Here is a 12075-nt window from a genome sequence, read left to right as displayed (position 1 = left end):
CTTCACGGAGCCCCCTACCGGATTCGAACCAGTGACCCTCTGTTTACAAGGAACATCAGGCTCGAAACCGCTGGATTCCAGCAAGCACCGGAGGCGGCTTCTGCCCTGTCATTCCGGGGATCGCGGCCACCTGCCACACCCGCATGAATCCGCGCGCCTCCGTAGGGGTGTGCTCACAGAGTGCTCACGTTCAGTCCATGGGGAAGGTGGGCGCACCGAACATGCGGATAGTCGAGCAGGGTGCAGGCTCCCCGCAGCCGAGGCACGGTTCCCCCTCAACGGCCTTCTCAGGTTGATGTTCACGAAAGATCTGGAGGTCGCGATCGTGAGTGGACTGCGGCACCTTCTCCGCAGCCTGATCGATCCGCATGAGGGCCATCTGCCGTACATACCCGTAGCTCTTGCCTTCCCACCATTCGCTCATGGTCACAAGCATCGCACGGGGCTCATCCCTCACCGCCTGCACTGCCCAGCTCGATTTTCTGAATCGCGGCCGGCTGGGGGAACGCGAAGCCCACGCGCATGGTCGCGCGGATCGCAGTACGGTCGCTGGTGAAGTACGCGGAGCGATCCACCTGGAGGTCCACGTCGTTGCGGCGGACGATCACGGCACGCACCTGCGGGATGCCCCACACCGTGCCGGCGGTCACCGCCGGGGACACGAGCAGCGGGACACCCTGGAGGGCGCGGCGAGTCGGGTTCGTCGGGTCCGGGCCAAGCAGCGGCTTCCGGGACGCCGCGGACTCCTTGAGCTGCGCCAGGGCCAGCGCATCGGCCGGGTTCGCCACGAAGCTGTTGACGGCCAGGCCCAGACCCTCAGCATTGGACAGGGCCTCAGCAAACGGGTCCGCATCCTCCCACGCCGTGGGGCCGGTGATAGTGGTGACGCCGGTAAGATCCTCCAGACCCTCCGGCTGCACCGCGTCGCCGCCGTTAGAGCCAAAGAACGCCACATCGACCTTCTTGGCGATGTCCCGCGTGAGACCGTCACCAACGATGGAGTCCGCAGCCGGGTTCGTGTCGGCCAGCGCCTCATTCGAGACGATGGTCAGGCCAGCGAGCTTACGGGGCGTGACCACGATGTCATCCACCATGGGATCGCTGGTGCCGATCTCCGCGCCTTCCGCAGTCCATGCCGCGGTCGGGTCCTGGAGCACACGGGGAATGCGGGTCTCAGTCGCCTGAGTGGCGACGAGCGTGGCGGTCTGGATCGCGATGGATGCAGCCTCAACCGGCCCGACGATGAGCTGTTCGATCTGGTCCGGGCTGATAGCGGAAACGCCGGAAGTAGTTGTGTACAGAGCCATGAGAAAAGCCTCCTTGAGGCAATCGAAGTGAGCCGCCCGTCATGGACGGCGGTTACGTGTTCGACTGCCCCGCAAGGAGGCCGCGCTGTGCAGGAATGCAAGATCCGCTGCTGATTCGATTATACATCCGAGCAAGCAAGCGCGGCACTCACCCCTAGTGGTGACTGGGTGAGTGCCGCGCTCACCACGGCTTACCGGAGGACTTCGGACCAGGAAGCAGAGACCCTCGAACCAATCCCCGGCCCCCGAACTTCACCACCAGACGCCCCAGGCACCTGCACGAAGTAGTGGGGCTTCGTCTCACGCAACTGGGTGAGCACGTTCCCCGCCTTCTCAGCGTCCACGGTGCCGTCCTCCCGGAGCACTTCATCCATGCTCACCACACCAAGCGCATCGTCCAAAGCCGACTCGTGCATCCTGTGCTTCTTGGCGACCTCCGCGAACGCCTGACGCTGGTAGCCAGCAACAGACCCAGCCAGACGGTCCCGCTCTGCCTCCACGTCCCGCAGCTTCGCCCGCACCGAGGCTTCCGCCTTCCTCTTCTCCCGCAGCATCCCCGCCAGCTTCTCCACTGGCAGCCCGAGCAGCTGATCTTCAGTCTCCTCCACCATCTCCACGTTCGCCTCCGTCGTCTCCACATTGCTCTCAGTCATGGTGTGCTCCTCCCACGAGCGTCTTCGGGTTCTCGATGATGTCCGGCCTACCGAACGGGTTGTTCCCGTACATGGCGAGCGCCAACGCGCTCACGAGGTCACCGTGGCCGTCTCCGGCGTTCCTCGCATAGTCCACCGACTCACGACCAGACGGGCCGATCTTGAGCCGGAAGTTCGTCAACTCCTTCTCCAGCAACTCCCCCAGCGGCAACCCTTCCGCGATCTTCAGCGTCCCCAACTGGAGAGGGGCCTGAATCGCAGCGAACAGATCCTTCTTCGGGATGTTCCACCCCTGCGCCTCCTGCCCACCCGTCACAGTCACACCCACAGGCTCATACGCCCCCAACCGCTCCACACGAGACTCCGCGTAGAACATGTCCATCACGGCACGCCCCACACCCGTCCCGTCCACGTAGAGCAGCCCGTCCCGCCGCAACAGGTCCGAGCGCATCGTCCGCGCCACATCCGCCACCAAATCCGGATACGGGGTGCCCAACTCCCACCGGCGCAGCAGCCTCACATGTCGCTCCTCAACCAGCGCTCCCTGATAGACAGCGGGCTGACGATGCCACTGACTCAGGCTGATCAATGGCGGCAGGACAAACACCCGCTCAACCACCACCAGCGCGCTGTAATCCGCCGCCGAACCAAGATCCAGACCAACCGTGAAGCAGGCCATCAGATCACCTCCAAAGGTTGCACGCCAGGCGCGAAAGCCGCCCGCACGCTCTCCGTACTGAACATCTGCGAATCCGTATCCCCGAACTCACACAGGTAGTCCGAGGCGAACACGAACGACCCCAGCGCCGCCTTCGCCTCCGCGATCCTCCGCTCAGGCCACTGCCTCGACTCAAAGACCGTCACCTTGTGCCGCTCCCAGCCGTTCGCAGTCTCCTCATGCAGCTCGAAGAACCAGCCCCGCCGGCCCCACGGAGTAGACAACGCGATCACCTGCCCATCACTGGCCACCATCGGCAGGGCCGACGCGAACACGTCATCATCCACACGAGACGCCTCATCCACGATCAGCAGCCGCACTCCCGCGAACCCGCGGATGCCGCCCTCCGACCCCGGCAAGGAGACGATCCGGGAGCCGTTCGCCAGACCCATCTCCGAGGCATTCGAGCGCTTCAACCGCGGCATCTCCCTCATACCCCGGTACAGCGATGCCACACGGTGCAGAAGTTCGTCCGACTGCCGCTGAGTCGGGCTGATCACCAGCACGTCCCTGCCGGGGCAGTACAAGGCCGTGTGCAAGGCCCTGTAGGCGGTCGTCGTGGTCTTGCCCACCTGCCTACTGCACAGGACCAGAGCACGGGACTCCGTGGACCTCAGCAGGCGCTCCTGCCACGGCTCCGGGTCGAAGCCCAGCCCACGAGCGAACACCGTGGGATCAAGCGCCGCGGCCATGCTGGAGGCCAGCCCCGCGCTCACGTCTCCTCCAGTCGTTCGAGCGCGCCAGCCACAGCGATACGGGCATCCGGGTACGGGGCAAGGGCCTCCAGCATTGCCCCCTGCATACTCAGCCACTCAGGGTTCGCGTTGAGGTTGAGGACGTTCACCTGTGGTCGCTCGTCCAGTTCCCCGGTGAGCTTGGCCAACAGCTCGACCACACTCCGCAGCTCCTTGATCGCGGCCAGACTGAGCTTGCCGTCCTGTTCCTCCTCCGCACGCTCCAGGATGCCGCTTGCCTTGGCGTACAGTTCCTCTGCACGGTCCACTGCCTTCTGTGCTCCGGCGGTCTCCCTGCGCTCCTGCACTGCCCGCAGCGCCTTGCTGAGGTGGTCGCGCTTGTGTCGCGCGACAGCATCCTTGCTCAGGTCGTACTTCTCAGCAGCGGCTCTGAGGGTGAGTCCGCCCGCGAGTTCACGGTCCAGGCCCTCCCGGTCAGGGTGACGGCAGGCGGAGCAGCGGTTAACCGCTCCCCCGGCGTCGCGTCGCGGCTTGTCGCTCACGATTCCTCCTCGATCCTGTCTGTTTGCGTATCAGATGGTGTGCCTACGATCCGCGAGATTCCGGGGCTGTTTGAGTGGGTGAGCACGACGTGAGCACAGGCGCTATCCACCGTGCACACGCCAGTCAGCGGAACTGTCGCGGAAGAAGAAGCGTGCCGGTCTTGGCTCCCCTCGCCTCTTGCTTCGCTTTCCGCATGTACCTGTACCTGACACCTGGGGGTGAGGTACGCGGTACAGCCGGGTTCAGGCCACGTTGTCGGGGTCATGCGGTCCCCTCCCCGTATTCGGGTGTTGCATCCGTTGCGAGTGTTGCGTCTGCGGGGTTTCTGGGGTGCGCAACCCCTTCACTAGCAACACTCGCAACACTTGCAACAGGGGTGTAGAGGCCCCGCCCGGGGTTGGCGATGCGTTCGGCCTTGGTGAGTCTGCTCAGGTAGGTGCGCGCCTGGTTGGACTCCATGCCGAACGCTTGCGCGAGCTCCGCTGCACGGACGCCCTGAGGGTTCTGGGAGATGTAGCCCACGATGTCCGCGGAGCGGTCTCCCAGCCCCTCCTGGGCTTGCGCAGTTCGCACGGCATCGGCTGCGTCTCTCAGGGAGGTGCCCATGAGTGCCCATGTGCCATCGGTCATGGTCGCCGCGTACTCGCCTTCGGGAACATCCCTTCCGGTGACTCGGATGACGGCTTCACCGTCGTTGCGGGAGCGTTCCAGGCTGAGGGTCCAGTCAGCGGCTCCATTGAGTCCGTTGGTGCCGCTGGTGGAGTCCATCCAGTCGGATGAGCCCTGCTTGCGGGTGTGGTGCACGACGATGAGCGTGGAGCCTGGGAAGTCGTCTGTGATCGCCTTCAGCTGTGCGCCCACTCGGTAGTCGCGCTGGTATGCGGACTCGCCGGGGAGTGCTGGCGGCATCACCCTGCCCAGGGTGTCGAGTGAGACGACACCCTGGGGGTGCGTGCCCAGCCATGCACGGACCATTGCCGGGACTTCGGACGCCTCAGCCCTGGTGGTGAAGTAGAACGTGGCCGGTGTTGGCGTTCCTCCGGTAAGGCGGTGCACGCGAGCTTGCATGCGTCGGTCTCCGTCTTCCAATGCCAGGTACAGGACTTCACGCTGCTGGACGTGGATCTGGCCGAGCGCGCGATTCCCTCCTGAGATAGAGAGGAGGATTCCGAGGATGAACCACGACTTGCCGAGCTTCGGCGGTCCGGTGAGTAGCCCGAACCCTTCCGGCACAAGGCCGTGTACGGCCCATTGGAGGGGAGGGAACTCCTGCGCGTCCAGCCATGCGCCGTTGTGCACTCCTTGGAGGAGGCCCGCACTGTGGGTGACTGGTTCTATGTCGGTCACGCGGCACGTACCCCCTTCCTGGCGTCGAAGTTGCTGTACTGGTTGCGGCGGGCCTTCCGGGCTTCGAGCCCGGCAATGGTCGCCTTGATGCTGGCACTCACGTCCTGCATGAGTAGTTCGCGGGTGCGCTGGGCTTCTGCGAGAGCCTGCACGAGTTCGTCATCCTGGAGGGACTGGGCGCGACGGCCGGCGAGGTAGCCGTCCGTCCAGCCGTCGCGCCAGCCCTGCCCGTACCCGTTGCGGACTGCGGAGTCGTAGATGGTGCGCACCCCGGCGGGGTCGAAGGTCATGCGGTTGTGTCACCGCCTGCCAGAGCCGCGATGGCGTGAGCGGCATCGATGGCTGCGCCGGGGTTCGGGAGGCTGTGGACGATGAGTTGCCCGGTCTCCTCGTTGACGACGCCCCACGTGTCGCCGTCGCGGGTCCAGGCGATGGTGAACGGGTCAGGGGTGGGCTCCTGCGTCATCGCCTCGCGGATCTCGCATTCTTCGGCCACGTCCCGCTGTGCCTGTTCCAGCTCGTCGGCGGCTTCGGGGAGGAAGCGTGCAATGACGCGCAGCTCGCCGGGGTGGTCGGAGAGGATCGTCACCTCGTCGCCGGTGCGGGTGTCGGTGATGGTGGTGACCATGCTGGGGCAGGCTTCGGGGTCGAGTCGCCAGTCGGGGCGGGTGGTCTCCATGCTCAGGTAGCGCTCGATCTTCGTGTCTCCGGCTTCGAGGGCGGTGGTGTCGCCCATGTGCTCGACCATGCAGGGGTCGGATGCGTGGGTGGGGCTTTCGTCGTCGTCCGTGCCGAACGGGGCCGGGTGGATCGGCTTGAGCTTGGCGGCGGTAGAATCGTGCGTAGTCTTGTTCATGGGCTGAGCCCCTTCCTGGTGGTTCTGGTCCTGTCCGGCCCCGGTGCGCTGCTCTCCGCCAAGATCGCTCGCGCCGGGGTCGTCTTCGTTGTCGTGGGCGCGGAGGTGGTCGTCCACCATCTCGTCGTCGCCGTAGATGCGTGCGCCGCAGTCGCAGTGGAAGATCACGCAGCCTCCTTCTGGTCGTCGGCCTGGTGCCTGCGTCGGCAGACGGGGCCGGTTCTGTCCTTGATGCTCTGGTGTGCCCAGATGGGGCGTCCGCACCACTGGCACTTGCTGGTGAGGGTCAACCCGAACTGCGCGGCGCGTGCTCTGAGTTCGGCTGCGAGCTGGTCGGTCAGTCGCGGGGGTGGGTTCTCGGGGAGGCTCACTTGTCCTCCTCGCCATTGATCAGCGCGAGGAACTTGGCCCGCGGGATGCGAATGTTCCGCCCCAGCCGCACGGCGGGAATCTCTCCGCGGTCCACCGCTTCGCGCAGCTGCCGAACGCCCATGGGCACCATGGCCGCCGCCTCCTTTGTGCTGAGAGTGAGAGGCTGCCCGGCCTCCGTCTTGGTCGTCGTCATGTCGCCCTCCCATGTTTCGTTTCCGTTTGCGACACTCAGAACGATACATGAGGAGGTAGACGGGTGCAACCAGATCCGATACCGTGTTTCATATCGGCACAGAATCAGAGGAGGAGCCCATATGCCACAGGTGGACCTAGAGGCACAGCTCGCGGCCAAGATCCAAGAGCTTCGGGAGCACGAGGAACTCACGTATAGGCAGCTCGCAGACCGTTTGAAGGCTGAGGGATGCAACGTCAATCCGGGCACGATCCAGAAGACAGAGAAGGCCGGCAGGCGCGTTCCTGTCGATGAACTGGTGGGTTACGCGCGTGCGTTCGACATGAGCCTGAACGATCTGCTGGGAATCCCCGATGACGACCAGGGCGAGCGCGCCTGGCCGACGTACTTGGCCCTAGAGCGGCTGGGGCACGTCCTCCGCGTCGCCAGGGACGAGTACCGGGATGCGCTTCGCGAGGTGACCGAGATCGCTCAGGAGAATCCCGAGCTCGTATCGGCTATCAGCCGCCGACTCGACAAGAACCTCGCCACATTCACCGACAAGGCGAAGCGGCAGGCAGAGCAGGACGGTTTCGACGTGAGCACGCCGGAGAAGCTCGATGCCTACATTCACGATTGGGGATTCCATGACGTGCCGGTCATCGTGGCCGCACGTGACGTGCTGAAGGGGGTCGATCATGGCGAAGGTGAGTAGGCGCTGCGGGTGCCGGGACGAGAACGGCAAGCAGTACGGGGCGAAGTGCCCCAAGCTGAAGAATCCCCGGCACGGCACATGGGGCTTCCGCGTGTCTGCCGGGTCTGACGAGGCGGGCAAGCGCCGCTATGTCACGGACTTCAGCTACGCCTCAGCCGAGGACGCCAAGGAGGCACTGGCGAAGGTGCAGCGGCAACTCAAGCGCAAGACGTACAGCTTCGAGAAGATCACGGTGAAGTCCTACCTGGAGCAGTGGTTGCAGTCGCGGGAGAAGCACGGGGAGCTGAGGGCCACGACGGCGCGCATGTACGGACGGTACATCACCGGCGACATCGTGCCCGCCCTGGGCTCCGTGGAGCTGCGGAAGCTCACCCGCTCCGACGTGTCCGACCTCATGGACGGCCTGCGCGACGCCGGCAGGGGTGCGGTGACGATCCGGCGCATTCACGCGGTCCTGTCCTCTGCCTGCTCTGATGCGGTGAAGCGGGGGAAGCTGGAGGTCAACCCCTGCGGCTCGGTGCTCCTGCCGAAGGTGGAGCGCGGTCAGGTCAAGGTGTGGTCACGTGAAGAGGTCACGAAGTTCCTGGAGGTCGCGGGCAAGCACCGGCTGGGCTCCCTGTTCGAGGTCGCCGTACTCACAGGGATGCGCCGGGGTGAGCTGTGCGGGCTCCGCTGGGAGGACGTGGACTTCGTGGAGCGCACAGCCACGATCCGCACGACGCTCGTCATGGCCGCCGGCAGGGATGTCGTGGAGTCCACCGCGAAGACGGATGCAGGGCACCGTGTCGTCGCTCTCTCGGATCGACTCGTCGGTGCACTCATGGAGTGGAAGATCCGGCAGGACCGCGAGCGAGAGCAGTGGGCGGAGACATACCAAGATTCGGGCCGGGTGTGGACATATGAGGACGGTCGCCACCTCCGGCCCGACTACCTGACTGCGACGCTGCGGAAGATGCTCGACCGCAACGGACTGCCGCCCCTGAAGTTCCACGGGCTCCGACACCAGTTCGCGAGCGTGCTCCTGGAGTCGGACGTGCCGCTGGCGCTCGTGTCGAAGATGCTCGGGCACACGACTACAGCGGTCACCTCAGACCTGTACGGACACCTGATGAAAGGCACTGCGCACCGGGTCGCGGACGCGGCGGCAGCATGGCTCGAACCCTCACCGGAGAGCGACCCCGTGCAGTGAGCGTGCAGCGGTGTGCTCACAAACCGTGCTCACAAGGGTGCTCACACACCGATAGAGGACACGAAGAAGGCCCCTCACCGAGCGTTTTGCCTGGTGAGGGGCCTTCCCATGTGGAGCCCCCTACCGGATTCGAACCGGTGACCCTCTGTTTACAAGACAGATGCTCTGGCCAGCTGAGCTAAGGAGGCGAAGTGCGCCGCGCCGGCGGAAGCCCGGCGACGCGATACAGCGGGGACAAGTCTACGGCATGCCTCGCAGCGAGCGCGAACCAGAGCGCCGGCGATGTGCCCACCTCGTCTGATCACTTCACCCGGCCAGAACCGCACGGATGGCCGGGTGAAGTGATCAGACGAAAGCGGAAGCGGTGGCTGGGCCGGCCACCCCGGCAGCGCTCAGACGGTCGGCTCGGCCGCGCTCGCTGCTCTGACGGGCAGCGCTCAGCTGATCTGGCCCGCCGCGCGGAGCAGATCCGCGCCGAACGCCTGCGCATCGCTCCAGTTGCCGGTGTAGGGCTCACCGTCGATCGTGATGTACGGGGTGCCCTCGAGGCCCTCGTCATTCAGAGCGGTCTGCGCCTCGTCCGTCACGTACTTCTTGAAGGCGACGCCCGTGACGCAGTCCTCCACCGTCGCGGAGCCGCCGTCGCCGATCTCCGCGGCCGTCTCCTCCGAGACGGGCGCACTGAGGTCCGCACCCGCTTCCTCCGCGATGGAGAGCAGCTCGTCGTCCTCCATGCCGCCGCTGCCCTCCTCCGGCTGCGCGGCGAAGAGCGCACTGAAGACCTCGGGAAGCACGTCCGTCTGACCGGAATCCGCGAGGCACGTGACCATGTTGGCCGACCGCGTGGAGTACTCGTTGCCGCCGGAGAAGCGGTCGAGGATGGAGACGGGCTCGTACTCGGCGATGATGGTGCCCTCTGCCGCGAGACGGCTCAGCGTCTGCGCGTTGGTCTCCTCGAAGGCCGCACAGCCGGGGCACTGGAAGTCGAGGTAGACCTTGACGCGCGGTGCGCCCTCGGCGGCCTCGCTCTCGGACACGCCAGGGAGGCCCGAGGCCTCGATCTCTTCCGCGTCCCCCTCCGGTGCCACTGCCATGACCCCGTCGCCGCTGCTCGCGTACGCGATCGCACCGGACGCGAGGTTCTTGGGCGCGAGGCCGGGCCGGGACGACTGGAACACGAGCACGCCCACCACCACGAGCACACCGACGACCACGACGGCGATCGCGGAGTACACGGTGACCTTGACGGTCTTCTCGCGCTTGGCCTGCGCCTCGGCGATCTGCCGGGCCTGTTCTCTGGCCGCGCTGCGGCGCTCTTCACTCGAAGACTTCTTGGCCATGGTTCCTCACGGTCGTTGATGTTTCAATCGTCTCTGCCCTCGAGCGTACCGGCACGGGGTGTCCGCCGCGCCCATCCCGCTCTCAGGCTCGGGCCGCATCCATGGTCTCACCCCGCGCCCGCATCGCACAGCCGCACGCCCGCCCCTCAGCCGCCCGGCTGCGGCAGGAAGTCGAACGGGCTCTGCGGCAGCGGCCACCAGAGGGTCGCCGCTCCGCCGAGCACGGTGCCGAGCGCGATGGCGGCCAGCAGGAGGAGGACTCCCGTCCAGATCCATTCGCGCCCGCTGGTCCGCGTCGCCGGTGCCACCAGGGCACGCGAGCCCCTGCGCAGGTTCGCGGAGCCGGGACCCAGCCACAGCACGAGGCCGAACACCCCCGCCGCGGCCCAGATGCTCCACTCCACACTCCGGCCCACCGGCACGATCCCCAGCACGTCCAGACGCACGAGCACCGCAGCGGCCGCAGCGGCGATGAGCGGCAGCAGCGAGGAGAAGACGGAGGTGAACAGCGAGCCGATGACCGCCCCCGGCGCCTTGGCCGCAGAGCTCCAGCCGGAGGCGCCCTGCGGGCCGTACTCCGCGAGCCTGCGGCGCCGCGCGGCGGAGAGCCTGCCGGCGGTGCGGGCGAGCACCTGCCAGATCCCCGCAACCACGAGCACCACGAACGGTCCCAGCGCCGCGAGCGCTACGCCCAGCGCGTTGAGGCCCAGCAGCAGCCACGTGCCCCCGCCGGGGCGCGGACTGAGCCCTCCGCCCGGCTGCCCGTAGTGCGGATCGAAGCGCCCCTGCTGCGCCTGCGGATATCCGCCGGCCGGCAGCCCGCCCTGGGGGTCGCTCAGCCTGTCGCGCTCGTTGAGGGTGAGCGCGCCGTACGGCCGTTCCCCGGAACGCCCCTGGCCGGCCGCGTACCCCTGTCCGCCGTGCTGCGGGCCGTAGCCTGCCGGACCTCTGCCCGCGGGAGGTGAGCCCTGAGGCGCCGGAACGGGTTCCCGCACAGCGGGGGCGTACACCTGGGTGGACGCCGCCGAGGCCCGCCCCCCCGGGCGGCCGGGCGCACCGGCATACGGTCCCGGCCCGCTGTGGCCCTGCGGCGCTCCCCGGCCGGGGAGCGCCGCGTCGCCCCCGGCGGGGAACGCACCGTGACTCTGGGAACCCGGCTGCGCACCGGGGAAGGCACCGGGGCCGGCGACAGCGGCTCCTCCCGCGGCACCGCCCAGTGCGGCCGCGTGGCCGGTGTGCGCACCCGGGTGAGTGGGCCTCGGCTGCCCCATGGCCTCGCCGATCCCGCCGACCTCACCGGGCTGCGGGATCTGCGCACGGGTGCCGCCGCCCAGCTCCGGGACGCGGCCGGACTCGATGTCGACGAGCGCCTGGAGGATCATGGCACCGGAGGGACGCCGCTCCGGCTTGGGCTCGAGGCAGGCGCGGAGCAGGGGGACGAACCCCGCCGGCACTCCCTCGAGGTCGACCTTGCCCATGGCGACGCGGCCCAGCACGGCCTCGAGCGGTCCGGAGCCGTAGGGGTTGCGACCGGTCGCGGCGTAGACCATCGTCGCGGCCCAGCCCCACCAGTCGGTCTTCTCGCTGGAGGCCTTGCCGTCCGCGATCTCCGGGCTGAGATAGCCGGGCGTGCCCATCACGAGCCCGGTGGCGGTGACCTTGACCTCGTCGGCCACCTGCGCGATGCCGAAGTCGATCACCATCGGCTCGCCGTCCATGATCATCACGTTCGCGGGCTTGAGGTCGCGGTGGATGACGCCTGCGGCGTGGACGGCGCTCAGCGCGTCCAGCAGGGCATGGCCGAAGTGGACGAGCTCGTCCTCCGCGAACGGCCCGTTGGCCTTGACGTCCGCGGACAGCGTGGTCCCGTCGACGAACTCCGTGACGATGAAGGGGCGGTCCGAGTCCAGCTCCGCGTCGAGGACCTCCGCGATGCGGGGGTGGTGGATGCGGCGGAGCGTGCGGACCTCACGGGCGAGGCGCTTGCGCGCGGTCTCGTCACCGGAGATGTGCGGGTGGAGGACCTTGACGGCGACAGGCGAGCCCTCGCCGTCGACACCCAGATACACCACACCCATGCCGCCCGACCCGAGCTGCTCGATGAGGCGGTATCCGCCGAGTTCCTCCGTCTCCACGCGTCTAAGCTTAGGCGAGAGACCTGAGGAGTT

14 protein-coding genes and 1 tRNA gene are annotated in these 12075 nt (G+C 67.2%); 2 read left to right on the top strand and 13 right to left on the bottom strand.

The window, feature by feature from the left end; all coding sequences use genetic code 11:
* Positions 1 to 190 precede the first annotated feature (190 nt).
* The 10 genes from ABD240_RS05295 to ABD240_RS05250 all read right to left on the bottom strand — a co-directional run bounded on the left by ABD240_RS05295 (position 191) and on the right by ABD240_RS05250 (position 6684).
* Positions 191 to 424, bottom strand: coding sequence for a hypothetical protein (locus ABD240_RS05295; protein ID WP_344335887.1), 234 nt, complete (start codon positions 422 to 424; stop codon positions 191 to 193).
* Between the two features lie 22 nt (positions 425 to 446).
* Entirely contained in the window at positions 447 to 1307 is an 861-nt protein-coding gene (locus ABD240_RS05290) for a phage major capsid protein (protein ID WP_344335884.1), read from the bottom strand.
* 191 nt (positions 1308 to 1498) lie between these two features.
* On the bottom strand, positions 1499 to 1960 hold the full coding sequence (locus ABD240_RS05285) for a hypothetical protein (RefSeq protein ID WP_344335881.1): 462 nt from the start codon (positions 1958 to 1960) through the stop codon (positions 1499 to 1501).
* The gene (locus ABD240_RS05280; protein WP_344335878.1) at positions 1953 to 2639 is read right to left on the bottom strand and encodes a hypothetical protein; all 687 of its coding nucleotides are present in this window, start codon (positions 2637 to 2639) and stop codon (positions 1953 to 1955) included. The genes ABD240_RS05285 and ABD240_RS05280 overlap by 8 nt, the downstream gene beginning before the upstream one ends.
* Positions 2639 to 3394, bottom strand: coding sequence for a terminase large subunit domain-containing protein (locus ABD240_RS05275; protein ID WP_344335875.1), 756 nt, complete (start codon positions 3392 to 3394; stop codon positions 2639 to 2641). Before ABD240_RS05275 ends, ABD240_RS05280 begins: the two co-directional genes overlap by 1 nt.
* Positions 3391 to 3915, bottom strand: coding sequence for a hypothetical protein (locus tag ABD240_RS05270; RefSeq protein WP_344335872.1), 525 nt, complete (start codon positions 3913 to 3915; stop codon positions 3391 to 3393). The genes ABD240_RS05275 and ABD240_RS05270 overlap by 4 nt, the downstream gene beginning before the upstream one ends.
* Before the next feature lie 262 nt (positions 3916 to 4177).
* Complete coding sequence (locus ABD240_RS05265; protein WP_344336069.1) at positions 4178 to 5215, bottom strand: AAA family ATPase; 1038 nt, start codon at positions 5213 to 5215, stop codon at positions 4178 to 4180.
* Positions 5216 to 5259: 44 nt separating this feature from the next.
* Complete coding sequence (locus ABD240_RS05260; RefSeq protein ID WP_344335869.1) at positions 5260 to 5553, bottom strand: hypothetical protein; 294 nt, start codon at positions 5551 to 5553, stop codon at positions 5260 to 5262.
* Positions 5550 to 6287, bottom strand: a complete 738-nt coding sequence (locus tag ABD240_RS05255; protein ID WP_344335867.1) for a hypothetical protein — start codon at positions 6285 to 6287, stop codon at positions 5550 to 5552. Before ABD240_RS05255 ends, ABD240_RS05260 begins: the two co-directional genes overlap by 4 nt.
* 199 nt (positions 6288 to 6486) lie before the next feature.
* Positions 6487 to 6684, bottom strand: a complete 198-nt coding sequence (locus ABD240_RS05250) for a helix-turn-helix domain-containing protein (RefSeq protein ID WP_344335865.1) — start codon at positions 6682 to 6684, stop codon at positions 6487 to 6489.
* A 121-nt stretch (positions 6685 to 6805) separates the two neighbouring features.
* Here ABD240_RS05250 and ABD240_RS05245 point away from each other — a divergent pair, with 121 nt between their 5' ends.
* Together ABD240_RS05245 and ABD240_RS05240 are read left to right on the top strand one after the other, a co-directional pair.
* A complete protein-coding gene (locus ABD240_RS05245) occupies positions 6806 to 7378 on the top strand; it encodes a helix-turn-helix domain-containing protein (RefSeq protein WP_344335862.1) in 573 nt (190 codons plus the stop codon).
* On the top strand, positions 7362 to 8567 hold the full coding sequence (locus ABD240_RS05240; protein ID WP_344335859.1) for a site-specific integrase: 1206 nt from the start codon (positions 7362 to 7364) through the stop codon (positions 8565 to 8567). Before ABD240_RS05245 ends, ABD240_RS05240 begins: the two co-directional genes overlap by 17 nt.
* A 111-nt stretch (positions 8568 to 8678) precedes the next feature.
* Here the strand turns inward: ABD240_RS05240 and ABD240_RS05235 are convergent.
* From ABD240_RS05235 to ABD240_RS05225, 3 genes are all read right to left on the bottom strand, one after another.
* Positions 8679 to 8755 (bottom strand) — tRNA-Thr (locus ABD240_RS05235).
* A 249-nt stretch (positions 8756 to 9004) separates the two neighbouring features.
* Positions 9005 to 9907: a DsbA family protein gene (locus ABD240_RS05230; RefSeq protein WP_344335857.1), complete on the bottom strand. Its 903-nt coding sequence runs from the start codon at positions 9905 to 9907 to the stop codon at positions 9005 to 9007.
* A gap of 146 nt (positions 9908 to 10053) precedes the next feature.
* Complete coding sequence (locus ABD240_RS05225; RefSeq protein ID WP_291798452.1) at positions 10054 to 12042, bottom strand: serine/threonine-protein kinase; 1989 nt, start codon at positions 12040 to 12042, stop codon at positions 10054 to 10056.
* Between the last annotated feature and the right edge of the window lie 33 nt (positions 12043 to 12075).

This window comes from Brevibacterium salitolerans, assembly GCF_039531405.1.
Lineage (GTDB): Bacteria > Actinomycetota > Actinomycetes > Actinomycetales > Brevibacteriaceae > Brevibacterium > Brevibacterium salitolerans.
The sequence above is the reverse complement of the archived record's forward strand: the minus strand, read 5'-3'. Positions and strand labels throughout refer to the sequence as shown.